Raw genomic sequence first — 24846 nt, forward strand, 5'->3', positions numbered from 1 at the left:
GGTTTTGCCGTAGCCGGGCGCGGCCTGCCGGTCCTGGAATTGGTATCGATGCCGCGAGCCGGTCGAACAGGTCGTTCATCGCTAACGAGCCTTCGAAAAAGCAAAGCGAGGCCGATCACCACACCGAGCCGGTGCTGTCTGGAATGCCCGATCACTACGAATTCCTTGCGCGGATGGGAGATGTCAGTTCTTGCGCAGCACGCTCAAGTGATTGCGCAACGCGGCCTGCAGAACGCCGCGATCCTCACCGGCCAGCCACCACGCGATGTCCTGTTTCGCCCAGTGCTCGCGCTGTTCGTCGTTGCGCGGATTGGCGCAGAACGCAACGCCGGCCGCGCGACATCGCTCGGCGATGCGCTGCAGCGCCGTCCATACGTCCGGGTGTGTCGGGTTCGGCCCCAAGCCGAGATCGAGCGCGAGATCCAGCGCGCCTTCCATCACCATCGATATGCCCGGCACGGCCAGAATCTCGCTCAGCGCCGCCACGCCGGCGGCGCTTTCGATCATCGGCACGACGCGGATCTGGCGGTTCGCGGTCTCGATGTATTCGTCCAGCCCGATCTGGCCGAAGCCGGTCACGCGGCCGCCGGTGATTCCGCGCCGTCCCAGCGGGGGAAAACGCGCCGCGCTTACCGCGCGCATCGCCTCATCGACGGTTTCCAGACGCGGAATGACGATGCCTTTCGCGCCGGCATCGAGCACACGGCCGATCAGCTTCACGTCCACTTCCGGCACCCGCACCCACGGTTCGCAGCCGCCGAGTTCGCAGGCGCGGATCGCATGCTGCAGCTGATCCGGAGACACCAGCAGATGCTCCAGGTCCAGCACGATGAAGTCGTAACCCGCGCGTCCGATCATTTCGCACAGCAACGGCGCGGGCAGCGAATTGAGCAATCCGATGTAACGGCTCATGGCGGGGGCGGCAGAGCGAGTGGGGGCTGCATCATATCGTTAATGCGAATGAGTCGCAATTGCTGTTCGTCATCACGAAATAGCCGAACCGACTGAATGCAGGCACTTTTTTTGACCGGGACGCAGCGAATCCGGGCCTCGCCGAGCGACAGGCTGTAACGATTCGCGGGTAAAATGGCCACCCGTTTGTCGCCTGTATTCAATGAGCCGGCCGTAATGAAGGAAGCAACTCGACCGTGACGAACGCTATCCCGAACAAGGCTCTTGGACTCGGTGCAGCCGAACCGGCTGTGCGGTTCGCGCGCGAGAACGGATCTTCGATGCAAGCACTCAGTTACGGCGCATGAACGCTTCCACGCCGCGCATCGTCCTGGACAGCAACGTCTGCCTGGATTTGTTCGCCTTCCGCGATCCCGCGGCGGCGCCATTGCTGGCGGCGTTGCGCGACGGTTCGCTGCACGCGGTAACCGATACCGCCTGCCGCGAAGAATGGCAGCGCATCCTCGACTATCCCAAGCTCGCCCTCGACCCGGCCGCGCGCGCCGCGTGCCTGCGCGACTACGACGAATTGCTGCATGCGCATGCGCATTCGCCGCAGGACCTCGACGGCGTCGCGTTGCCGCGCTGCGCCGACACCGACGATCAGAAATTTCTCGAACTGGCGCTGGCGGCGCGGGCGCGCTGGTTGTTGACGCGCGATCACGCCCTGATCGTGCTCGGTCGCCGCACCGCGCGCGAGGGCTGGTTCGAGATCATGACTCCGCGCACCTGGATGGCGCTGCGCAACTTGCAGCCCGAGGCTCGCTGACAAGCGACCCACGGCGCGGCCACCGCCCCATGCCATACTCGCCCCATGCAAGGCGTGCCCGCCCAATTCGTCGATGCCTTCGATGCCGCGCAGTTCCGGCAGCCCGCGCATCGCCCGGGCGTCGAGTTGTACCGCGCGCACATCGTCCGCCATGCATTCGAGCCGCACACTCACGAAGCCTACGGCCTGGGCGCGATCGAATCCGGGGTCGAGCGCTTCCGCTACCGCGGCAGCGATCACCTCGCCCCGCCGGACTCGCTGGTGCTGATGAATCCCGATGTGCTGCACACCGGCCGCGCCGAAACCGAAGGCGGCTGGCGGTATCGCATGGTCTATGTCGATCCCGACGTCGCCGCGCAGATCACCGGCGAAGCCGGCTGGTGGTTCGACGACGCGGTGCGCCACGACCCGCTCCGCGCGCGCCGCATCAGCGCGCGACTGGACTCGCTGTGGCATGCGCGCGATCCGCTGGCGTTCGACAGCGAGTTGTACGCGCTGCTGATCGAATTCCGCGATCACGCCCGAATCCCGCACCGCGCGCGCGACGAAGCGGCCGCGCGATTCGCTCCGGTCATCGACTACCTGCGCGCGCATCTGGCCGATCGCCTCACTCTGGACGAACTGGCCGCGATCGCCGGCCTGAGCCCGTTCCACTTCCTGCGCCGCTTCCGCGCCCAGCATCACGTCACTCCGCAGCAGATGCTGATGGCGCTGCGCCTGCACGAAGCCAAGCGCCTGCTCGCCGCCGGTGTCGCCCCGGCGCGCATCGCCGCCGACACCGGCCTCACCGATCAGGCGCATCTGACCCGCGCCTTCCTGCGCCGTTACGGCGTCACGCCCGCGCGCTACCAGAAGCAGGTCCGCGGCGGCTGAGCCGGCAAAGCGCAATCTGCTACAAGACGGCGCCGCGCCGGTGCGGCAAGCTGCGGCCATGCTGCTAGGAACCCTCTACGCTCTGCTCGCCGGCCTGATCTGGGGCCTGGTCTTCGTCGGCCCGTTGCTGCTGCCGGAGTATCCGGCCGCGCTGCAATCGGTCGGCCGTTACCTCGCCTTCGGCCTTATCGCCCTGCCGCTGGGGTGGCTGGATCGCAAGGCGCTGCGGCAACTGGCGCGCGCGGACTGGATCGAGGCGCTGAAGCTGGCGGCGATCGGCAACCTGCTCTACTACCTGTGCCTGGCCAGCGCGATCCAGCGCGCCGGCGGGCCGTTGCCGACGATGATCATCGGCACTCTGCCGGTGGTGATCGCGATCAGCGCCAACCTGCGCGACGCGCGTCGCGACGGCCGCCTGCCGTGGGCGAGCCTGGCGCCGTCGCTGCTGCTGATCGCCGCCGGCATCGGCTGCGTCAACCAGGTGGAATTGCAGGCGCTGCGCGCCGACGCCCATGCCGACCTCGGCCGCTACGCGCTCGGCGGCCTGCTCGCCTTCGGCGCGGTCGCGTGCTGGACCTGGTATCCGCTGCGCAACGCCGACTGGCTGCGCGCGCATCCGGGCCGCAGCCCGCGCACCTGGGCCACCGCGCAAGGCCTGGCGGTGCTGCCGTTGGCGTTGATCGGCTACATCGCTCTGTGGGCGTACATGGGCGTCAGCCACGACCGCTTCCCGATGCCCTTCGGCCCCAGGCCGGAATTCTTCATCGCGCTGATGGTCGCCATCGGCCTGCTCGCGTCGTGGGTCGGCACCCTGTGCTGGAACGAAGCCAGCCAACGCTTGCCGACCGCGCTGGCCGGACAGTTGATCGTGTTCGAAACCTTGTTCGCGCTGACCTACGCCTTCATCCTGCGCGGCCGGTTCCCGCAGCCGCTGACCTTGCTCGGCATCGCCTTGTTGATCGCCGGCGTCGTGTGGGCGCTACGCGTGAAGCCGGTCGCCTTGCCTGATACGCAGGCAGGGTCCGCGCACTAAAGCCAGGCGTGCGATTCGATTGCGACACGCGGTTCGTGGCGGTTTCGCCGCGTTCGCATCGATCACGAACGGCGCGAAAATCAAGCGGCACCACAAGAGCGTTACGCAAAATCGAACGCGTGCCGGACAGTCCCGCCACTGCGGCGTTATGCCGCACCCCGGGCGATAACGCGCTCACTACCCTGTCCGGCTTCTCACGCAAGGAAGCCGCCATGCGCGCCATCACACTTCGCCCCGCCTTGCTCGCGCTGGCCATCGTTTTCGTCTGCGCCGCTCACGCTCAATCACCCGCCGAGCCGGCGCCAGGCGAACGCAACGACAGCGCCAAGACCCTCGCCACCGTGCGCGTGCACGGCCGCTCCGAGCCTTCGCGCGCGGTGGAAACGCTGCAACAGGCGCGGGTGCGTCTGGACCAGCGCGCCGGCGCGACCGGACTGGTCGATGCCGAGGCTTATCGCGACCGCCGCGTCGGCACGCTCACCGATGCGCTGGGTTATGCGGCCGGCGTCTTCGTGCAGCCGCGCTTCGGCGCGGAAGAAGCGCGGCTGGCCATTCGCGGTTCCGGATTGCAACGCACCTTCCACGGCCGCGGCCTGGAGTTGCTGCAGGACGGCAGCCCGCTCAACCTCGCCGACGGCGGTTTCGATTTCCAGGCGGTCGAACCGCTGTCGGCGCGCTACATCGAGGTGTATCGCGGCGCCAATGCCTTGGAATTCGGCGCGGCCACGCTCGGCGGCGCGATCAACTTCGTCTCGCCCACCGGCTACGACGCCGCGCCGCTGATCTTGCGCGCGGAAGCCGGCGACTTCGGTTACCGCCGCGGCCAGATCGCCGTGGCCGGCGTGTCCGGGCAGGCCGACGGCTACCTCAGTCTCAGCGGCTTGCGCCAGGACGGCTATCGCGATCACGCCGAGCAGGAGAACTATCGCTTGTTCGCCAACGCTGGCTATCGCTTCAGCGACAGCCTCGACGGGCGCGTCTACCTCACCCACGTCGATACGCGCTCGGCCCTGCCCGGCAATCTGACCCTGGCCGAATCGCGCCGCGATCCGCGTCTGGCCGCGCCGGGCAATATCGCCCTGAATCAGCGCCGCGATTACCGCCTCGATCGCGTCGCGGGCAAACTCGCCTGGTCGTCGTCGCCGGGCGCAACGCTGACGCTGTCGGCGTACTACGCGGACAAGTCACTGGATCACCCGATCTTCCAGGTGCTGCGCCAGGACAGCCGCGACTACGGCATCGACCTGCGCTGGCGCGGCGAATCGCAGTGGGCGGGCCTGCGCAACGTGCTGATCGTCGGCGCCGCTTTCGCCCAGGGCGATACCGACGACGATCGCTATTTCAATATCGCCGGCCGCGCCGGCGCGCCCAGCAACCGCTTCGATCAACGCGCGCGCAACAGCAAGCTCTATGCCGAGAACCAGACCTGGCTGAACTCGCAGTGGGTCGTGTCCGTGGGCGCGCAGGCGCTGCGCTCGCAGCGCCGTTCGCGCGATCTGCTGATCACCGGCGGCCGCGATGAAAGCTTCGATGCGGATTATTCCGGCATCAGCCCCAAGCTCGGTGTGCGCTACGTGCTCGACGAGCACGCGCAGCTCTATGCCAACCTCAGCCGCAGCCTGGAACCGCCGAGCTTCGGCGAACTCAGCGGCGGACCGGGCATCACCCCGGTGGACAAGCAGCGCGCCGACAGCGGCGAGATCGGGCTACGCCTGAATGGCGATGCCTTGTCGCTGGATGTCGCCCTGTATCGCGCCCGGGTCAAGGGCGAACTGCTTTCGCTCAGCGACGGCAACGGCAATCCGCTCGGCACCATCAACGCCGGGCGCACCCTGCATCAGGGCATCGAGCTGGGGCTGGGCTGGAAATTCGCGAGCGATTTCACTTTGTCCGCGAACTACCTCTACAACGATTTCCGCTTCGACGGCGACCGCGTCTACGGCGATAACGACCTGGCCGGCGTTCCGCCCCAGCAATTGCGCGCACAGCTGCGCTGGCAGCCCGATCCGCGTTTGTATGTCGCGCCCAGCGTGGAGTGGACGCCGCAGGATTACTACATCGACCACGCCAACACCTTCAAGGCGCCCGGCTATACCATCGCGGGGTTGCGCGTGGGCGGCAGGATCGCCTCGCAGTGGAGCTGGTTCGCCGATGCGCGCAATCTCACCGGCAAGAAGTGGATCGCCAGCACCAATGTGATCGCCGATGCGCGCGGAGTGGATGGGCGCAATTTCCTTCCGGGCGATGGGCGCTCGATTTATTTCGGGGTGGAGTGGCGGAGGGATTGAGTACGAGTTTCGTCGCGTCTGAAAAGAGAGCATCGGGGCTGAAGCCCCTCCCACAAAAGACCTCGCGGCGATGAAATCTTTTGTGGGAGGGGCTTCAGCCCCGATGCTTTCGTTTCAGATCGCGGCGCCGCACCCCAACATCAAATCTCGAACCGATACGACAACTTCACCAGCAACTGCTCGCTGTCGCGCAGATCGAAGGCATCGCTGAACTGCCGTCCCACGTGGTGTTCCTGCATGCCTTCTTCGAACATCTCGCCGCCGCGAACATAGGCGACATACAGATACGACAGCGGCGCCAGTTCATAACGATAACGAACCTGGAAGCCCAGATTGCGCAAGCTGAAATCCGGAATCTCTTCCGCGACCGCCAGCGCGCGGCCGTCGCTGCCGACCCGGTACGCCTGCCGGGTCCGCGCATCGACGCCGATGGTTTCCAGGCGCACACGCAGTTCCTGCTTGTCGTCGATGAACCATTGCAGGCCGGCGTTGAGGCTGAGCAGATCGGAGCGGAAAGTCGCGACGCGATTGTCGCCGCGCCACAGCAGCCAGTCGGGGTTGTGGCTGTACTCGATGCCGGCGAACAGCAGCATGCGGTCGCTGTACTGATAGTTCGGCTCCAGATACAGGCTCAGCTTGCCTTCGTCGATGCCGCCCAGGCCATCGGCGCTGTAGCCGGCCTCGGTGGACAGCGACCACGGGCTGTCGCCCTTGCGCGGGCGCAGGCGCTCGTAGGTCAGGAACATTTTCTCCGGCACTCGCAGCACGCCGTGGCCGCGCGTGACCAGATCGTCGTGACCGCGGCTCCACAGCGCCGCTTCGATGAACTCGCGGCCGCCGTCGCGGGTGTCGCTGCGGCGGTTGACCGCGAAGGCGTCGGCGATATGCACGCCGTCGTCGCTGTAGCGGCGCGATATCGCGTAATGCCAGTCGTGCCCGGCGTAGGCCGAATCGGCCGGCAGGTCGGTGACGCGCCGGCCCAGGTCGTAGCGCAGGTAGTTGAAGTTGTTGCGTTCCAGATAGCCGAAGTCGTTGAGCATCAGATCGCGGCCCAGATGCAGGCCGTACAGTTGCTGGCGCCAGCCGCGGCCCATGTCGTAGTCGATGCGGATCTGGCCGCCGCTGTCGCGGAAGCTGCGGCCGGCCTGTTGCACGTCGGAAGCGACCACGGCGCTGCGGATCGACCACTGCGCGTTCGGGGTCCAGCGCTGATCGAATTCGTACACGTTGGCGTCGCGATCCAGCCATGGCCGCTCCACCCGCGTGACCATCGCGCCCAGGCCGAGTTGGGCGAAGTCGCGGGTCACCCGGGCGGCATAGAAATCGCGGCCGGCCTCGTCGCCTTCGCTCGCCGCGAACACACCGTAGTTGAGTCCGCCGGCGCTGCCGTTGAGCTTGACCGCGGCGGTGACATCGCCCGAGCCCGGGCCGTCGTCGGCCGGCCCGCCGACGCGGCGGGTGTAGATCAGCCGGCTGTAGTTGTTGTACGAGCCGAACTGCACGTCGAAGAAGCTCTGGTTCTCGGTGAAGAACGGCCGCTTGTCGCTGTTGAAGGTTTCCGTGGCGCTGAAGTTGACGGTGAGTTCGTCGCTTTCGACCTGGCCGAAATCCGGATTCAAGGTCGCGCTGAGCTGGAACTTGCCGCTGGGCTTCCAGAACAGGTCCACGCCGCCGTCGACATCGCTGTCGTGGCGCACCGCGTCCTGCACGCCGACCACGTAGGGCGTGATCGCCAGCAGCGATTGTTTGTAGGCCGGCACTTCGATGCGATTGAACGCCGACAGATAGCGCGCCTCGGTGTAGTGCACCGCAGGCCACGAGGTGCGCTCGCCGGTGGAGGCGATCACCCGATCCAGTTGGATGCCGAGCGTGCGCAGGCCTTCGCGCTGGCGCATCGGCGCGATATGCCAGGGAATCAGCATCTCGGCCGACCAGCCTTCCTCGTCTTCGCTGGTGGCGTGGCGCCAGTCGCCGTCCCAATCGTCGCCGAACAGGTTTTCGCTGGTGATGGTGGCGTCGGTGATGCTGTTGGCCAGGGTCACGGTGAAGTTGTAGCCGGCGCGGCCGTCGCCGTCGAAGTCGACGTACAGATTGACCCGGTCCACGATGCCGTCGCCGTCGCGCTGGGTGTGCTGGCGCAGGCGCGGCACGCCGGCGGGCTGGTGATTGCGGAACGCGACCGCCAGGCCTTGCGGCGTGGCCATCAGCCAGGCTTCGGTCGGCTGCGAGGCCGGCTCGCGCGACAGCGGCTGGGTCAGGCGGAATTCCTGGATGCGCTGGGCCTGGCTCCATTCCTGCGGATCGATGCGGCCGTCGATGTCCAGCGCATGCGCGCAGGGCGCGGCGAACGCGGCGCAAACCGCGGACATACAGGTGATCAGGTGGTTACGCATGGTCCGGCCCCGTGCTGCGGATGAATCGCACCGGCGGCGCATCCCCTGCGCGGCCGGTCACGAGTCGCGGCATACGGCACCGCGACGACGCGCAGACTAGCGGCGTGACGGCTGTTGGCTAAATGGCGTTAGTCATGGCAACCCTTGGCGGCCGGCTTGCATCGCAGGCTTAGGGACTCAGTGTTCATGGCGTCGCATGGTTGCGGGGTGACAAAGGTCAACTGGACTGCATGAGTGCGTGCGGTGTCGGCGCTGCTTGGCGAAAAGCATCGGGGCTGAAGCCCCTCCTACAAAAGACCTCGCGGCTTTGAAGTCTCTTGTGGGAGGGGCTTCAGCCCCGATGCTTTTCGATCAAATCGCCAAGAACCCACTCAAGGCGCAGTGGCATCGTGCGCGACGAACGCCGACTCGCCATGCGGCAGCTGCAACCACTCCGGATGCGCCAAGGCCCGGGCGATGTCGCTCTGCCCAGACAGCCAATGCTCGCGCATCGCTACGCGCCCGAACTGGTAGTCCTTGAAATGACCGATCTTGGCGCGGTCGCGATAGATCAGGTGGATCACGCTGTAACGCCGGTCGCAGGCCAGTTCGGCCGCGTGCTGGGCCCAGGGGTTGTGCTTGCGCACGTCCTCGGGGATTTCCTCCAGCAACTCGCGCAGCAGCCGGCGATAGTGCTGGAACACGCGCTGGGTGTCGGTGATCAGGCGGGTGCGGCTGGAATACTGGATTTCCTTCTGCCGCTCGGCCACGTCGAGCAGGTTCTGCGGCAACTCGCCGCGCGCGTTCCACAGATCGACCTGGAACACCAGGGTGTCGCGCCGCGGCGATGCGGTCAGCACTTGCGACAGCGGCGTGTTCGACACCAGCCCGCCGTCCCAGTAGAACTCGCCGTCGATCTCGATCGCCGGAAACGCCGGCGGCAATGCGCCCGAGGCGAGGATGTGGCGCGCATCCAGCCGCATCTGGGTGTTGTCGAAATACTCCAGATTGCCGGTGCGCACGTTGACCGCGCCGACGCTGATGCGGATGCCGTCGTCGTTGAGCCGGTCGAAATCGACCAGGCGCTCCAGCGTGGCGATCATCGGCGAGGTGTCGTAGAAACTCGCCGCGGCCGGACCCGGCGGCGAGAACGGGTCCTGCCCCAGCCACATGCGCGGCTGATAGAACCCGCGCTGGCCTTCGACGATGGCGCGCCAGGCTTCCCAGGTATCGAGCCAGGCGCGGGTGTCGGCGTCGAGGCCGGCGAAATGCGCTTCCTGGCCGAATGTGGTGGCGGGCAGCACGTTGGGCCGCGAGATCGTGTCCCAGAACTCGCGCAAGGCGTCCATGCGTTTTTCCGGCGGATTGCCGGCGATGATCGCGGTGTTGAAGGCGCCAATGGAGATGCCGGCGATCCAGTTCGGAGCGACGCCGGCATCGAACAGCCCTTGGTAGACGCCGGCCTGATAGGCGCCGAGCGCGCCGCCGCCCTGCAGCACCAGGGCGATGTTTTCCGGCAACACCGGCGCGGCGGCGCGGATGCGCGCGCCGGCGGTCTTCGCCGCTTTCGAGGCGGCCTGTTTGCCGGGAGCGCGTGAGGCGGCGGCGGTCGAACCGGACGCGGATTTCCGCTTACCAACCGTGGCCGGCGCGGCAGCCTCGGCGACCGGATCGATGAATGCGGCCTGCGCGCCCTTGCGCTTGACTGGCGCGGGCCCGGCGGCGGATTTAGGTGGCGTCGCCTTGACTGACGCGGCCCTGGCCGGCGCACGTTTGGCTGGCGACGACGATGCCTTGGCGGGTTTTACGCCGCGCTTGGTATCGGCGGATCGGGTCTTGCTTCGTGTGTTCGCCATCGTTGCGCCTCATTGCTGACCCGGCTCGTTGCGATCCGCTCTCGCTCGTCATCCCCGTCTTCGTGGGGATGACGAACCCTGACGCCATGCGCGGCATGGCGCCGGCGACTTACTGCATGTACCAACCATGGCTGACCACGAAGCTCTGTCCGGTCAGCGCCGCGCTCGGGAACTCGGCCAGGAAGCGCACCGTCTGCGCCACGTCCTCGACCGTGGTGAACACGCCATCGACGGTGTTGCCGAGCATGACCTTCTTGATCACCTCGTCCTCGCTGATGCCCAGTTCCTTCGCCTGCTCGGGAATCTGCTTGTCCACCAGCGGCGTGCGCACGAACCCGGGACACACCACATGGCTGCGCACGTTGTGCTTGGCGCCTTCTTTCGCAAGCACGCGCGACAGGCCCAGCAGGCCGTGCTTGGCGGTGACGTAGGCCGACTTCAGCGGCGAGGCCTCGTGCGAATGCACCGAGCCCATGTAGATCACCGTGCCGCCCTTGTCGCCTTTGTACATGTGCGGCAACGCGGCCTTGGTGGTCAGGAACGCGCCGTCGAGATGGATCGCGAGCATCTTCTTCCAATCGGCGAAGGCGTAGTTCTCGATCGGGTTGACGATCTGGATGCCGGCGTTGGAAATCAGGATGTCGATGCCGCCCAGTTCGGCGACCACGCGCTCGATGCCGGCGTTGACCGCGGCCTCGTCGGTGACGTCCATCGCCACGCCGATCGCGCGGCCGCCGTTGCCGACGATTTCGTCCGCCACCGCCTGCGCGCCGGCCTGATTGAGGTCGGCGATGGCGATCGCGGCGCCGGCGCGGGCCAGCTCGTGCGCGATTTCCTTGCCGATGCCGCTGGCGGCTCCGGTGACGACGGCGACTTTGCCTTGGATCGAGCTCATGGACGACTGCTCCTGGATGCGATGGGGAGGAATTTGCGCCGAAGTCGGCGAACCGGCGGCCATTGTCGCCGCGGCGTGTTATCGCGGCGTGGCGGCGGATGCATCGCAGTGTCCCGGCGAGGGACCTTGGGGAGCTATCGGACTTTCGTCCGCGGGCAAAGGTTGACCGCTGGGCTTCAAACGCTCTCTCGCGCGGCGGGCTGACGGACGCGACTGTGCGCCACAGGCCCGCGCGATCGCTAAACGCCCAAACGCAATGCGTTTGGACGGGTGCGGGGTTGAGGCGAGGGCGGCCGCTGGTCGCGTGCCCTCATCCGGCCCTGCGGGCCACCTTCTCCCGCAAAGCGGGAGAAGGTCAGTCGGGCGGCGGCGCCGTCAGGCGCCGGGAAACCGCCGGCCGAACCCTCAATCCTTCTTCTTGCCCTTCTTGTCCTTCTTCTTTTTCTTGTCCTTCTTTTTATCTTTCTTCTTGGACTTCTTGTCTTTCTTGGGCTGCAGCATGGTGCCGGTGCAATCCGGCGAGCCGCAGCGGCATTCCCAGATCTTCTTCAGCTCCTTGGTGTGCTTCTCTTCCAAGGTGATGCCGTAGTTGTACGACAGCTCCTCGCCCGGGGCGATCTCGCGGATCGCTTCGATGAACACCTTGTCCAGGCGGCGGTCGTCGCCGTCGTCCTCTTCCAGCACCGCCTCGCAGCTGGGCGAGCAGCTGTGATTGATCCAGCGCGCGGTATTGCCTTCGTAGTTGGCGTCGATCACGTACTCGTCGTTGAGCGTGAACAGGAAGGTATGGCCCGAGTCGGCGTCGCCGGTATCGCCGGCGTCGGCTTCCTCGTGGCTGCGGCGGCGGCCTTTGTATTCGATGACGCGTTCGCCCTTGGCGATCGGGGCGACGGCGAATACACCGTTGCCGTGGATGGCTGAACGACGGGCGGCGATCTTGCGCGGCATGGCGATTTCCAAAATGACGAACGATCATTCTGACCTGAGCAGGGGTTGCGCCGCTATCGTCGGCGATCTCCTTATGCGTTGCGCGCCGCCGCGGCCCGGGGCCCGAACCCCGGGATCGGCCCTGCCCGGCCCCCGCGATAGGACCCGATCGGGCGGCGCCCTGACGCCCCGCCACGGCCCGATGAATCGCGCAAAACCGCCTGCTGGCCTCGGCCCGGATAAAACCGTACAATTTCGGTACGAATTAGCCCCCGTCGCCTTCAGCGCCCCACGCCGATGCTCCGCGTCACCAAGCTCACCGATTACGCCACGGTCGTCCTGACCGTCCTGGCGGCCCAGCACGACCGCGTCCTCAGCGCGGCCGAGATGGCCGAGCGCGCGGGCCTGGAAGCGCCGACCGTCAGCAAGGTGCTCAAGCCGCTGGCCCAGGCCGGCCTGGTCGAGGGTTTCCGCGGCGCCAACGGCGGCTATCGGCTGGCGCGGGCGCCGGAGGAAATCGGCCTGATCGAGATCGTCGAGGCGATGGAAGGCCCGCTCGGCATGACCGAATGCAGCGTTCACGAAGGCAACTGCGGCCTGGAGCAACAGTGCGGCGTGCGCGCCAACTGGCGCCGGATCAACGACGTCGTGGTCGAAGCGCTCAGCAACGTCACCCTCGCGCAGATGCTCGCCCCCACCTTTTCACCCGAACCCGCCTCAGCCAAGCGCATCGACCTGCGCCTGGCCGGCGCTTAGACAGTAGGCAGCCGACATGGCCACCGACATCAGCAAGACGCCCGCCGCCGCGGGCGACATCGCCAATCGTGAAATCCACGAGCAGCTCGGCCGTCGCTACGAAGCCGGTTTCATCACCGACATCGAATCCGACAGCCTGCCGCCGGGCCTGGACGAGGACGTCATCCGCGCGCTCTCGGCGAAAAAGAACGAGCCCGAGTGGATGACCGACTGGCGCCTTGAGGCCTATCGCCACTGGCTGACCATGCCGATGCCGCATTGGGCCAAACTCAATATCGCGCCGATCGATTTCCAGGCGCTGAGCTACTACAGCGCGCCCAAGGCCAAGTACGCCTCGCTCGACGAAGTGCCGCAGGAACTGCTCGACACCTACGACAAGCTGGGCGTGCCGCTGCACGAGCGCGCCCGCCTGGCCGGCGTGGCGGTGGACGCGGTGTTCGACTCGGTCTCCGTCGGCACCACCTTCCGCAAGGAACTGGCCGAGAAAGGCGTGATCTTCTGCTCGATGTCCGAGGCGATCCGCGAGCAGCCCGAGCTGGTCAAGAAATACCTGGGCAGCGTCGTGCCGACCGGCGACAACTTCTTCGCCGCGTTGAACTCGGCGGTGTTCTCCGACGGCAGCTTCGTCTTCATTCCCAAGGGCGTGCGCTGCCCGATGGAGCTGAGCACCTATTTCCGCATCAACGCCGGCCACACCGGCCAGTTCGAGCGCACCCTCATCATTTGCGAAGACAAGGCCTACGTCTCGTACCTGGAAGGCTGCACCGCGCCGATGCGCGACGAAAACCAGCTGCACGCGGCGGTGGTCGAGCTGGTCGCGCTGGAAGACGCCGAGATCAAGTACTCGACGGTGCAGAACTGGTACCCGGGCGACGAGAACGGCAAGGGCGGCATCTACAACTTCGTGACCAAGCGCGGCGAATGCCGCGGCGCGCGCAGCAAGATCAGCTGGACCCAGGTCGAGACCGGCTCGGCGATCACCTGGAAATACCCCAGCTGCGTGCTGCTGGGCGACGATTCCACCGGCGAGTTCTATTCCGTCGCGCTGACCCACCATCGTCAGCAGGCCGACACCGGCACCAAGATGATCCACGTCGGCAAGCGCACCAAGTCGAAGATCATCAGCAAGGGCATCAGCGCCGGGCGCGGCCAGAACACCTATCGCGGCCTGGTCAAGGTCGAGAAGAACGCCGCCGGCGCGCGTAACCACACCCAGTGCGACAGCCTGCTGATCGGCAAGAAGTGCGGCGCGCACACGTTCCCGTACATCGAGGTCAAGCACCCCGACGCGACGGTCGAACACGAAGCGACCACCTCCAAGATCAGCGACGACCAGCTGTTCTATTGCCGCAGCCGCGGCATCGGCACCGAGGACGCGGTGTCGATGATCGTCGATGGCTTCTGCAAGAGCGTGTTCCGCGAATTGCCGATGGAGTTCGCGGTCGAGGCCAAGAAGCTGCTGGAAGTGAGTTTGGAAGGTTCGGTCGGATGACCGCGCGCATCGCCCGTACCATGCGCTTCGTCGCGCCGGATGAACAAAGCGCCGAGTCTGTGCGCTATTGGCGCTCGCGTCCGCCGGAAGAACGTTTGCAGGAGACTTTGAACCTGCACCGGGAAGGAAATGAGCTGTTCAAGAACGGAAACCCGCCTTTCGCTTACGTGATCGAGTTGCGCGATGTCCCGGCTCCCTGACGACTGGCGCGACTTTCTCGCCGCATTGGGCGCCCATCGCGTCGATTACATGCTGGTCGGTGGCATTGCGCTTGGCGTGCATGGACACGTGCGTTATACCCGGGACATGGATGTCTGGTTCCGCGGTACCGAAGAAAACGCGCAACGCCTGATCGCCGCATTACGCGATTTCGGTTTCACGGACATCAAGGCCAATCCCGCCGATTTCTGCAAACCGCGCGCGATGCTGATGCTTGGCGCGGAACCGAACAAAATCGAACTCATCAACTTCGCCGATGGCGTGGACTTCGACCAGTGCTTCCCGAACCGGATCGTTGTTCCGCTGGCGGGAGCGGAGGTCTCGGTCATCGGTATCGACGACCTGCGCAAGAACAAGAAAGCCGTCGGCCGCCTGCAAGACCTGGCGGACCTGGAACGCCTCGAAGATTGAACTAACCAAGATGCCCACCATGCTCAAGATCGAAAACCTCCACGTCCAAGTCGCCGGCAAGGACATCCTCAAGGGCCTGAGCCTGGACCTGCGGCCGGGTCAGGTGCACGCCATCATGGGACCCAACGGCGCGGGCAAGTCCACGCTGGGCAATGTGCTCGCCGGTCGCGAAGGCTATGAAGTCACCCAGGGCTCGATCGAGTTCGAAGGCCGCGACCTGCTCGCGCTGGAGCCGGAAGAACGCGCCGCCGCCGGCGTGTTCCTGGCGTTCCAGTACCCGGTCGAAATTCCCGGCGTGAACAACACCTACTTCCTGCGCGCCGCGCTCAACGCTCAGCGCAAGGCGCGCGGCGAGACGGAACTGGATTCGATGCAGTTCCTCAAGCTGGTGCGCGAAAAGCTGGCGGTGCTGCATCTGAAGGACGAGCTGCTGCATCGCGGCGTCAACGAAGGCTTCAGCGGCGGCGAGAAGAAGCGCAACGAGATCTTCCAGCTGGCGCTGCTCGAACCCAAGCTGGCGATCCTGGACGAAACCGACTCGGGCCTGGACATCGACGCGCTCAAGGCCGTCGCCCACGGCGTCAACACGCTGCGCTCGGCCGATCGCGCCTTCCTGGTGATCACCCACTACCAGCGCCTGCTCGACTACATCAAGCCCGACGTGGTGCACGTGCTGGCCGACGGCCGCATCGTCGAAACCGGCGGGCCGGAACTGGCGCTGGAACTGGAAGCGCACGGCTACGAATGGCTCAAGGACCGCGTCGCCCCGGAGAACGCGGCGTGATCAGCGCGAACGCAGCCACGGAGCGCGCCCGATGAGCGCCCTGCTCGACGCCTTCGCCGCGTCCTTTGAGGCCCTGCCCGCGCGCGAAGCCGCCGGACTCGGCGCGACCCGCCGCGCCGCGCTCGACGCCGCGCTCCGCGACGGCCTGCCCGGGCCGCGCACCGAAGCCTGGAAATACACGCCGCTGCGCGCGCTGGACCGGCGCGCCTTCGCTTCGGCTCAAGCCGTGCCGGCCAGTTTCGATAACGCCGCCATCGCCGGCATTCCGGCGCCGCGCATCGTCTTCCACAACGGCCGCTTCGACGCCGCGCGTTCGGACCTGTCCGGCCTGCCCGCGGGCGTATCGCTGCTGCCGCTGTCGCAGGTGCTGGCCACCGACGACGCGCGCGAAGCCAATTTCCTCGCCCGCCGCTTCGAGCGCGCGGACGAAATCTTCGCCCGCCTCAACGCCGCGCTGGCCGACGAAGGCGCGGTGCTGCGCGTGGACGCCGGCGTGCAGGCGCCGGGCACGGTGCATCTGGTGTTCGTCGGCAGCCCCAACGCCGGCGATCTGGCCTGGCATCTGCGCCATCTGATCGAACTGCGCGAAGGCGCGTCGCTCAGCGTGGTCGAGCACCAGATCGCCACCGACATCCACAACCACCTGTCCAACAGCCTGACCCACGTCCATCTGGCGCCCAACGCCACGCTGTCGCATGCGCGGGTGCAGGACGAAGCGCTCGGCGCGACCGTGTTCGCGCGCACCGACGCGGTGCTGGCGCGCGGCGCGCGCTATCGCCGCATCGACCTGGAACTCGGCGCCGCGCTGGCGCGTCACGAACTCAACGCCGCGCTGCATGGCGAAGGCGCGCAGGTACTTGCCAACGGCGTGCTGCTGGCGAGCGGCCGCCGCCATCTCGACACCCGCCTGGGCATCGATCACGTCGGCCGCGACACCCAGTGCGAACTGGTCTGGCGCGGTCTCGGCGCCGGCCGTTCGCGCGCCGCGTTCCATGGCGGCATCCAGATCCGCGAAGGCGCCGACGGCAGCAACGCGTCGCTGTCGAACAAAAACCTGCTGCTCAGCGAAGGCGCGGAAATCGACACCCAGCCGGTGCTCGAAATCCATGCCGACGAAGTCCAGGCCGCGCACGGCGCCACTGTCGGCCAGCTCGACGCCAACGCCCTGTTCTACCTGCGTTCGCGCGGCCTGCCGATGGAAACCGCGCGCGCGCTGCTGACCACCGCGTTCTGCCGCGAGACCCTGACGGTGATCGAGGACGACAGCGCCCGGGCGATGCTGGAAGTGCGGCTGAATCTGGCGCTGGAACGACTGATTTAAGAGCGAGGAAAGCAGTGGAGAGGAGTGAGGAACGAGTACGACTGCGCAACGGCGGTTGAGCCGGCGCACTTACCCGTTTCTCACTTTTCCCACTCGTTCCCGCCCCACCGAGACCCCACTTGATGAACGCCGCCCACCCCGCTTCCGCCGCCATCGACTGGGCCGCCGTACGCACCGATTTCCCGGTGCTCGCGCGCGAAGTCCACGGCAAGCCGCTGATCTATTTCGACTCGGCCAACACGGGGCAGAAACCCAATGCGGTGATCGATGCGGTGGACGATTTCTATCGCCACCACAACGCCAACGTCAGCCGCGCCGTGCATACGTTGGGCACCGAGGCGACCGAGACCTACGAAGGCGCGCGCGGCAAGCTCGCGCGCTTCCTCAACGTGCGCGTCGATGAGTTGGTGCTGTGCAGCGGCACGACCTTCGCCATCAACCTGATCGCCTACTCGTGGGCGTTGCCGCGATTGAAGGCCGGCGATGCGATCGTGCTCACGCGCATGGAGCACCACGCCAACATCGTGCCCTGGCAACTGGTCGCGCAGCGCACGGGCGCCACGATCAAGGTCGCCGAAATCGACGGACGCGGCGCTTTGAATCTGGATCAGCTGTACTCGCTGCTCACTCCCGAAGTGAAGCTGCTGGCCTTGACCCATGTCTCGAACGTGCTCGGCACCGTCAACCCGGTGCGCGAGATCTGCCGCGAAGCGCGCAAGCGCGGCATCGCCACGCTGGTCGACGGCTCGCAGGCCGCGCCGCACCGGCCGCTGGACATCGCCGCGATCGGCTGCGATTTCTACGCGATCACCGGCCACAAGATGAGCGGCCCGACCGGCACCGGCGCGCTGTGGGCGCGACGCGAACACCTGGAAGCGATGCCGCCGTTCATCGGTGGCGGCGAGATGATCAAGGAAGTGCGGTTCGAAGGCACGGTGTTCGCCGACGGCCCGCGCCGGTTCGAGGCCGGCACGCCGAACATCGCCGGTTTCGCCGGGCTCGGCGCGGCGGTGGACTATCTGTCGGCGCTGGGCATGGCCAACATCGACGCGCGCGAACAAGCCCTGCTGGCGCGCTTCACCCAGGCGCTGCGCGACGTTCCGGGCCTGCGCATTTTTGGCGAGGCGCCGGAAAAAGCCGCGGTGGTCAGCTTTCTGATCGAAGGCGCGCATGCGCACGATCTGGCCACCTTGCTCGATCTGGAAGGCGTGGCGATCCGTTCCGGCCATCACTGCGCGCATCCGCTGATGCAACACTTCGGCGTGCCGGCGACCTGCCGCGCATCGCTGGCGTACTACAACACGTTCGACGAAATCGACGCCTTCGTGGCGGCGCTGAACAAGGTCCGCAAGCTGCTCGCATGAACCAAGACAACCTGACTTTCCGCGCCGCGACCGCGGCCGATATCGATGCGGTCGTCGCCCTGGCCGAATCGGCCTATCGCGGCGACTCCGGCCGGCGCGGCTGGACCACCGAATCCGATCTGCTCGGTGGCCGCCGCACCGGGCCGGACGAGGTCGAAGTCATGCTGAGCAAGCCGCGCAGCATGGTTTTGCTCGGCGAACGCGGCGATCCGCCCGCGCTGGTGGCCTGCGCGCATATCGCGGCCCTTGATGAGGTCGGTTACTTCGGCCTGTTCACGGTCGATCCGGCCCTGCAGGGCGCCGGCATCGGCAAGCGCGTATTGGACGAGGCCGAGCGCATCGTTCGCGACGACTGGCGCTTGTCCACGATCCAGATGACGGTGATCAACGTGCGCGAGGAACTGATCCAGTACTACCTGCGCCGCGGCTTCAGGCGTACCGGCAAGTTCCTGCCGTTCCCGTACGGCGATGCCCGCTTCGGCCTGCCCAAGCGCGACGACCTGAGCTTCGAAGTGCTGGAAAAGACCGTCTGAGCGGCTGACGCGGGCAGCCGCCGGGCCACCGTCGCTGTTACCGCCGCCGCCGAGCTTTTAAACTAGCGCCATCGCACCGCCAGCCACGGGAACAGCACGTCATGGGCGATTGGATTTTCGTCTGCGCCACCTCGCAATTGTTGCCGGGCGAGTCCACCGTCGCCTGGGACGGCGACACCGCGATCTTCGTCTGCAATTACGACGGCGATTACTACGCGCTGGAAGATCGCTGCTCGCACGAGGATTTCGAATTGTCCTCGGGCACGTTCGACGGCGAGCAGGCCAGTATCGAATGCGTGTTGCACGGCGCGCGCTTCGACGTCCGCGACGGCCGGCCGCTGTGTCCGCCGGCGTATGAGCCGGTGGCGAAGTTTCCGGTCAAGGTCGAAGACGGCGGGGTGTGGACCCGCGATGATCGCGAGTAAGCGCGGCTGGCGGCGCCAGTTCAAGGCCGCGCGAGGCTTCGGAATTTCTTGTGGGAGGAGCTTCAGCCCCGATGTTTTCCTCTCAGGTCGCTGGCATCGCTTCAATCCGTTGAAAAGCCGCTTTCAGATCCGCGGCTATCAGAGAAAAGAGCATCGGGGCTGAAGCCCCTCCTACAAAAGACCTCGCGACTGCGCTCAACGGCGCCTGATTGACTGTTTCCGGATCTTTTGTGGGAGGGGCTTCAGCCCCGATGCTTTCCTCTCAGGTCGCTGGCATCGCCTCAATCCGTCGAAAAGCCGCTCTCAGATTCGCGGCTATCCGAGAAAAGAGCATCGGGGCTGAAGCCCCTCCTACAAAAGACCTCGCGACCGCGGTCAGCGGCGCCTGATTGGCTGTTTCCGGATCTTTTGTGGGAGGGGCTTCAGCCCCGATGCTTTCCTCTCAGGTCGCTGGCATCGCCTCAATCCGTTGAAAAGCAGCTCTCAGATTCGCGGCTATCGGAGAAAAGAGCATCGGGCTGAAGCCCCTCCTACAAAAGACCTCGCGACCGCACTCAATGACGCCTGATTGACCGTTTCCGGATCTTTTGTGGGAGGGGCTTCAGCCCCGATGCTTTCCTCTCAGGTCGCTGGCATCGCCTCAATATGTCGAAAAGCCGCTCACAGATTCGCGGCTATCTGAGAAAAGAGCATCGGGGCTGAAGCCCCTCCTACAAAAGACCTCGCGACCGCGGTCAGCGGCGCCTGATTGACTGTTTCCGGATCTTTTGTGGGAGGGGCTTCAGCCCCGATGCTTTCCTCTCAGGTCGCTGGCATCGCCTCAATCCGTTGAAAAGCCGCTCTCAGATTCGCGGCTATCGGAGAAAAGAGCATCGGGGCTGAAGCCCCTCCTACAAAAGACCTCGCGACGGCGCTCAGCGGCGCCTGATTTACTTCCTCGCCGCAGCTTCCCTCTCGAATCCCAAAACGCGACCGCCCGCCCACTCAGCGGCCCGTTTACGCACACTTATGCGACGAAAACGGTTACAGCCGGGCCTCTGCGTTTACTTTTCGTTGCAAATGAGAATTCATCTCATTAAGATCGCGGCCTGACCCCGCCTTGCGGTCGCCCATTCCCCGTACTTCCAGAGATTCTCATGCCGACCACGAAGTTCGTCGTGTCGCCGCTTGCCGGCGCGCTCGCTCTAGCCATCAGCCTGCCCGTGTTCGCCGCGCCCGCGCCCGCGCCCGAGCCCCAGGCCAAGGACGTCGAAGGCGTCGCCGTGCATGGCCATCGCGTGCAGAAAGCCAGCAGCGGCAAGTACACCGCGAACCTGCGCGACACGCCGCAGACGATCACCGTGATCGACCGCAACACCATCGACGGCCAGAACCTGCTGTCGCTGACCGACATCCTCAGCACCCTGCCCGGTATCACCTTCGGCGCCGGCGAAGGCGGCGGCGGCTTCGGCGACAAGATCAACCTGCGCGGCTTCAACGCCGACAGCGACATCACTGTCGACGGCGTGCGCGACAGCGGTCTGTACAGCCGCACCGATCCGTTCAACCTGGAAGCGGTGGAAGTCATCAACGGCGCGAACTCGGTGTACTCCGGCGCCGGCTCGGTCGGCGGCACCATCAATCTGGTCAGCAAGAGCGCCGGACTCAACGAGTTCCACAAGGCCTCCATCGCCGCCGGCACCGACAGCTACGCGCGCATGACCACCGACAGCAACTTCGTGCTCGGCGAAAGCACCGCGCTGCGCCTGAACACGATGGCGCACCAGAACGACGTGCCGGGCCGCGACGTCGAAAGCAATGAGCGCTGGGGCGTGGCCGCGTCGCTGGCCTTCGGCCTGGGCGGCGACACCACCTGGACCTTGAACTATCTGCACCAGGAAGACGACAACACCCCGCAGTACGGCCTGCCGTTCTTCAACGGCGACGGCCTGCCGGGCGTGGATCGCGGCAACTACTACGGCTACAGCAATATCGACAAGCAGGACATCGATCTGAACTCGCTGACCTCGATCATCGAGCATTCCTTCAACGATGGCTTCAAGGTCCGCAACCTGACCCGCTGGCAGCAGGTCGATCAATTCTCGCTGGTCGATGCCGTGCAAGGCACCTGGTGCCTGGCCAACAACCTCACCCCGACCGGCGCGTCCTGCGGCGCCACCCGCCCGGGCAACTATAGCCCGAGCGGCCCGCGCGGTTACGGCCGCGACACGCGCAACACCACGATCTACAACCAGACCGATCTGACCACCACCTTCAACACCGGTGCGATCGAACACAATCTGGTCGCGGGCTTCTCGATCCTGCACGAGAAGTTCGACCTCGACGTCACCAGCGATTTCCGCAATCCCAACGGCACCAACCCGTACATCAACGGGCTGCCGCAGATGAACATCGCCAATCCGGACCATATCTATCGCGGCCCGCTCAACCGCACCCTCACCGGCCGCACCGAGGGCGAACTGGACAACCGCGCGCTGTACGTGTTCGACACGCTGAAGTTCAACGAGCAATGGCAGTTGAGCCTGGGCGCGCGCTACGAGCGCAACGAAGGCAAGACCAGCAACGCCGTCGTCGCGCTCGCTCCGACCACCGTCGGCGGCGCGCTGCCGCCGCAGCCGATCGGCACCGTCACCGGTTACGGCGTACCGTTCAAGAGCAACGACGACCTGTTCTCCTACCGCGCCGGCCTGGTGTTCAAGCCGGTCGAGAACGGCAGCATCTACATCGCCTACGGCAACTCCAAGACGCCGTCGAAGGCGTCGGTCAACGGTTCGTGCACCGCGCAGACCTGCTCGGTCGATCCGGAAACCGCGGTCAACTACGAAATCGGCACCAAGTGGGACTTCCTCGACGGCCGCCTGGCGCTGACCGGTTCGGTGTTCCGCAACGATCGCAAGAACTACAAGGTCGCCGACCTCGACAACCCGGCCAACCTGTCCGGCCTGCAGCAGCTCGACGGCCAGGCGCGCGTGGACGGCGTGATGCTCGGCCTGTCCGGCCTGATCACCGACCAGTGGGCGGTCTACGCCAACTACGCCTTCCTCGACAGCGAAGTGCTGCAGGGCGCGTCCGATCGTCAGGCCGGCCTGGGCCTGGACTACACCAAGGGCGATCGCCTGACCTCGGTGCCGGAGCACTCCTTCAGCCTGTGGACCACCTACGACCTCAGCCCGAAGTGGCAGATCGGCTACGGCGCGACCTACCAGGGCAAGATCTGGCTGACCCAGCACAGCGCGACCAACGTCAACGGCCCGCTGACCACTTACGGCAGCTACTGGACCCACCGCGCGATGGTCGCCTACAAGATCAACCGCTCGGCGCAGCTGCAGCTCAACGTCAACAACCTGACCGACGAGGATTACTTCACCCGTATCCGCAACAACGGTTGGGCGACGCCGGGCGACGGCCGCCAGGTGGTGCTGAGCGCCAATTTCGCGTTCTAAGCCGCGCCGGGCGCGACGGGCAACTGGCACGCCGCGCCGACTTCACGTTCTAATCGGACTTCCATAGTCCGCGCGCGCCGCCCGGGTCCGTCCCGGGCGGCCGCATCGAGGAAACCCATGCTGCTGCACGTCCCCAAGGTACTCACCGCCGAACAGCTCGCCCATTGCCGGGCGCGTCTGGATCAGGCCGGCTGGGCCGATGGACGCATCACCGCCGGCCATCAATCGGCCAAGGCCAAGGACAACGCGCAACTGCCGGAGAACGATCCGGTCGCGCGCGAGCTGGGCCCGCTGATTCTCGACGCACTGTCGAAGAATCCGACCTTCTTCTCCGCGGCGTTGCCGCAGCGCGTGTATCCGCCGTTGTTCAACCGCTACACCGGCGGCCAGTCGTTCGGCTTCCACGTCGACAACGCGATCCGCTACGACCGCAGCCGCGGCGGCATGGACGCGGTGCGCACCGACCTGTCGGCGACCTTGTTCCTCAGCGCGCCGGAGGAATACGACGGCGGCGAACTGATCATCGAAGACACCTACGGCACCCACAGCGTCAAGCTCGCCGCCGGCGATCTGGTCCTGTATCCGGGCACCAGCCTGCACCGGGTCACGCCGGTCACCCGCGGCGCGCGCGTCGCGTCGTTCTTCTGGGTCCAAAGTCTGGTCAGCGAAGACGCGCAGCGCCGGCTGATGTTCGAGCTGGACGTGTCGATCCGCCGCCTGACCGCCGACGTGCCCGATCATCCGTCGCTGGTGCAGCTCACCGGCGTCTATCACAACCTGCTGCGGCGCTGGAGCCAGCCGTGAACGCGGCCAGCGACGATCGCGCGATCGACGCCGGCTCGGTTAAAGCTGGACCGGTCAAGGCGGCTTCGGGGACGATCGATGCTAATCGTCGTTCCTTTTGGCTCAAGACCCTGCACCGCTGGCATTGGATCAGCGCCGCGGTCAGCCTGATCGCGCTGCTGCTGTTCTCGATCACCGGCATCACCTTGAATCACGCCGCGCAGATCGAATCCGAGCCGCGCGTGGTCAACCTCAAGGAAACCCTGCCCGCCAGCCTGTTGCGCGGCCTCAAGGGCGAACACCCCGCCGACGCGCCGCTGCCGGGCGCTGTCAACGACTGGCTCAATGATGCGTTGGATGTGCGCGCCGCCGGTCGCAAGGGCGAATGGTCCGACAGCGACGTCTACGTTTCGCTGCCGCGTCCGGGCGGCGACGCCTGGATCAGCATCGACCGCGAGAGCGGCGCGATCGAGTACGAACGCACCGACCGCGGCTGGATCGCCTGGCTCAACGATCTGCACAAGGGCCGCAACACCGGCGCGGCGTGGCGCTGGTTCATCGATCTGTTCGCGATCGCCTGCCTGCTGTTCGCCTTCACCGGCCTGTGGCTGCTGCAACTGCACGCGCGCCAGCGCGGCAAGACCTGGCCGCTGGTCGCGCTGGGCCTGGCGGTGCCGCTGCTGGTCGTCATCGTCTTCATGCATTGAACAAACGTCTTTAGCCCTTCAGGAGCGATCCATGAAATTGTCGTCGTTCAAGGTTCTGATCCCCGCGCTGGCGCTGCCGCTGCCCGCGTTCGCGGCCGATCTGGAACTCAATATCGAAATTCCGCGGATCAACGCCGCCGAGTACCACCGCCCCTATGTCGCCGCGTGGATCGAAAAATCCGACAACACCGTCGCCGGCGATCTCGCGGTCTGGTACGACCTGGACAAGAAGAACGGTGAAGGCACCAAGTGGCTCAAGGACATGCGCCAGTGGTGGCGTCGCAGCGGCCGCAGCTTGAGCATGCCGGTCGATGGCGTCAGCGGCGCGACCCGTCCGGTCGGCGCGCACGCCCTGTCGTTCAAGGGCAACAGCAAGCCGCTCAGCAGCCTGGCCCCGGGCAACTACACCTTGGTGGTGGAAGCCGCGCGCGAAGTCGGCGGCCGCGAGATGCTGACGATTCCGTTCGAGTGGCCCGGCAAGGCGCAGAACCTTTCCGCTCAGGGCAAGACCGAGCTGGGGAAGATCAAGGTGGTGGTGAAGCCTTGAGGGCCGGGAATCGGGAATGGGGAATCGGGAATCGCAAAAGCGATGCTTTCGATCTCATCCATTTATCGATGCCCACATGCCCTTGCTCTGACGATTC

The 24846-nt window shown here is 66.0% G+C and carries 22 protein-coding genes and 1 pseudogene; 18 read left to right on the forward strand and 5 right to left on the reverse strand.

The features are described 5' to 3' along the window. Positions 1 to 183: 183 nt before the first annotated feature. Positions 184 to 912 carry an aldolase/citrate lyase family protein gene (locus J7J50_RS06750; RefSeq protein ID WP_215058292.1) on the reverse strand — a complete coding sequence of 243 codons (729 nt, stop codon included), beginning with the start codon at positions 910 to 912 and terminating at the stop codon, positions 184 to 186. Positions 913 to 1255: 343 nt separating this feature from the next. On the opposite strand from J7J50_RS06750, the gene J7J50_RS06755 reads away from it, so the two are divergent. The 4 genes from J7J50_RS06755 to J7J50_RS06770 all read left to right on the forward strand — a co-directional run bounded on the left by J7J50_RS06755 (position 1256) and on the right by J7J50_RS06770 (position 5914). Next, positions 1256 to 1720 (forward strand): PIN domain-containing protein, encoded by a 465-nt coding sequence (locus tag J7J50_RS06755; RefSeq protein ID WP_215058293.1) that lies wholly within the window; start codon positions 1256 to 1258, stop codon positions 1718 to 1720. 45 nt (positions 1721 to 1765) lie between these two features. Further along, entirely contained in the window at positions 1766 to 2593 is an 828-nt protein-coding gene (locus J7J50_RS06760; RefSeq protein ID WP_215058294.1) for an AraC family transcriptional regulator, read from the forward strand. Positions 2594 to 2651: 58 nt separating this feature from the next. Beyond that, complete coding sequence (locus J7J50_RS06765; RefSeq protein WP_215058295.1) at positions 2652 to 3626, forward strand: DMT family transporter; 975 nt, start codon at positions 2652 to 2654, stop codon at positions 3624 to 3626. Between the two features lie 212 nt (positions 3627 to 3838). Next, on the forward strand, positions 3839 to 5914 hold the full coding sequence (locus J7J50_RS06770; RefSeq protein WP_215058296.1) for a TonB-dependent receptor: 2076 nt from the start codon (positions 3839 to 3841) through the stop codon (positions 5912 to 5914). A 140-nt stretch (positions 5915 to 6054) separates the two neighbouring features. Here J7J50_RS06770 and J7J50_RS06775 read toward each other — a convergent pair whose 3' ends face one another. Then, the gene (locus J7J50_RS06775; protein ID WP_251044613.1) at positions 6055 to 8307 is read right to left on the reverse strand and encodes a DUF5916 domain-containing protein; all 2253 of its coding nucleotides are present in this window, start codon (positions 8305 to 8307) and stop codon (positions 6055 to 6057) included. Between the two features lie 371 nt (positions 8308 to 8678). Then, positions 8679 to 9809 (reverse strand): patatin-like phospholipase family protein, encoded by a 1131-nt coding sequence (locus J7J50_RS06780; protein WP_343222446.1) that lies wholly within the window; start codon positions 9807 to 9809, stop codon positions 8679 to 8681. On the opposite strand from J7J50_RS06780, the gene J7J50_RS24730 reads away from it, so the two are divergent. Beyond that, entirely contained in the window at positions 9793 to 10161 is a 369-nt protein-coding gene (locus tag J7J50_RS24730; RefSeq protein ID WP_251044611.1) for a hypothetical protein, read from the forward strand. The two genes, J7J50_RS06780 and J7J50_RS24730, sit on opposite strands and share 17 nt — an antisense overlap. A gap of 90 nt (positions 10162 to 10251) precedes the next feature. On the opposite strand, the gene J7J50_RS06785 is transcribed toward J7J50_RS24730, so the two are convergent. Further along, the gene (locus J7J50_RS06785; RefSeq protein WP_036110380.1) at positions 10252 to 11037 is read right to left on the reverse strand and encodes a 3-hydroxybutyrate dehydrogenase; all 786 of its coding nucleotides are present in this window, start codon (positions 11035 to 11037) and stop codon (positions 10252 to 10254) included. Positions 11038 to 11520: 483 nt separating this feature from the next. Next, positions 11521 to 11985, reverse strand: a pseudogene (locus tag J7J50_RS06790) (SET domain-containing protein-lysine N-methyltransferase); the annotation flags it as partial. A 276-nt stretch (positions 11986 to 12261) separates the two neighbouring features. Between J7J50_RS06790 and J7J50_RS06795 the strand changes: the two are divergent. The 13 genes from J7J50_RS06795 (at position 12262) to J7J50_RS06855 (ending at position 24749) form a co-directional block, all read left to right on the forward strand. After that, entirely contained in the window at positions 12262 to 12720 is a 459-nt protein-coding gene (locus tag J7J50_RS06795) for an SUF system Fe-S cluster assembly regulator (protein ID WP_057942012.1), read from the forward strand. 16 nt (positions 12721 to 12736) lie between these two features. Next, entirely contained in the window at positions 12737 to 14212 is a 1476-nt protein-coding gene (sufB, locus tag J7J50_RS06800; RefSeq protein ID WP_215058299.1) for a Fe-S cluster assembly protein SufB, read from the forward strand. Beyond that, complete coding sequence (locus J7J50_RS06805) at positions 14209 to 14412, forward strand: hypothetical protein (protein ID WP_215058300.1); 204 nt, start codon at positions 14209 to 14211, stop codon at positions 14410 to 14412. Before sufB ends, J7J50_RS06805 begins: the two co-directional genes overlap by 4 nt. Further along, positions 14396 to 14842 carry a hypothetical protein gene (locus J7J50_RS06810; protein ID WP_215058301.1) on the forward strand — a complete coding sequence of 149 codons (447 nt, stop codon included), beginning with the start codon at positions 14396 to 14398 and terminating at the stop codon, positions 14840 to 14842. The genes J7J50_RS06805 and J7J50_RS06810 overlap by 17 nt, the downstream gene beginning before the upstream one ends. A 19-nt stretch (positions 14843 to 14861) precedes the next feature. Then, positions 14862 to 15626: a Fe-S cluster assembly ATPase SufC gene (sufC, locus tag J7J50_RS06815; RefSeq protein WP_215058302.1), complete on the forward strand. Its 765-nt coding sequence runs from the start codon at positions 14862 to 14864 to the stop codon at positions 15624 to 15626. Between the two features lie 31 nt (positions 15627 to 15657). Then, complete coding sequence (sufD, locus tag J7J50_RS06820) at positions 15658 to 16947, forward strand: Fe-S cluster assembly protein SufD (protein ID WP_215058303.1); 1290 nt, start codon at positions 15658 to 15660, stop codon at positions 16945 to 16947. Positions 16948 to 17069: 122 nt separating this feature from the next. Continuing rightward, positions 17070 to 18311, forward strand: a complete 1242-nt coding sequence (locus J7J50_RS06825; protein WP_215058304.1) for a cysteine desulfurase — start codon at positions 17070 to 17072, stop codon at positions 18309 to 18311. Then, a complete protein-coding gene (locus tag J7J50_RS06830; RefSeq protein WP_215058305.1) occupies positions 18308 to 18844 on the forward strand; it encodes a GNAT family N-acetyltransferase in 537 nt (178 codons plus the stop codon). Before J7J50_RS06825 ends, J7J50_RS06830 begins: the two co-directional genes overlap by 4 nt. 101 nt (positions 18845 to 18945) lie before the next feature. Beyond that, positions 18946 to 19269, forward strand: a complete 324-nt coding sequence (locus tag J7J50_RS06835) for a non-heme iron oxygenase ferredoxin subunit (RefSeq protein WP_057942004.1) — start codon at positions 18946 to 18948, stop codon at positions 19267 to 19269. Positions 19270 to 20405: 1136 nt separating this feature from the next. Continuing rightward, positions 20406 to 22712, forward strand: a complete 2307-nt coding sequence (locus J7J50_RS06840; protein WP_215058306.1) for a TonB-dependent receptor — start codon at positions 20406 to 20408, stop codon at positions 22710 to 22712. Positions 22713 to 22829: 117 nt separating this feature from the next. After that, positions 22830 to 23516: a Fe2+-dependent dioxygenase gene (locus J7J50_RS06845; RefSeq protein ID WP_215058307.1), complete on the forward strand. Its 687-nt coding sequence runs from the start codon at positions 22830 to 22832 to the stop codon at positions 23514 to 23516. A 74-nt stretch (positions 23517 to 23590) separates the two neighbouring features. After that, positions 23591 to 24202, forward strand: a complete 612-nt coding sequence (locus J7J50_RS06850; RefSeq protein WP_215058328.1) for a PepSY-associated TM helix domain-containing protein — start codon at positions 23591 to 23593, stop codon at positions 24200 to 24202. Positions 24203 to 24233: 31 nt separating this feature from the next. Next, positions 24234 to 24749 (forward strand): DUF2271 domain-containing protein, encoded by a 516-nt coding sequence (locus J7J50_RS06855; protein ID WP_215058308.1) that lies wholly within the window; start codon positions 24234 to 24236, stop codon positions 24747 to 24749. Positions 24750 to 24846: the final 97 nt, after the last annotated feature.

The sequence above is a fragment of the Lysobacter sp. ISL-50 genome, from assembly GCF_018612875.1.
In the GTDB taxonomy this organism is placed as follows: domain Bacteria; phylum Pseudomonadota; class Gammaproteobacteria; order Xanthomonadales; family Xanthomonadaceae; genus Lysobacter.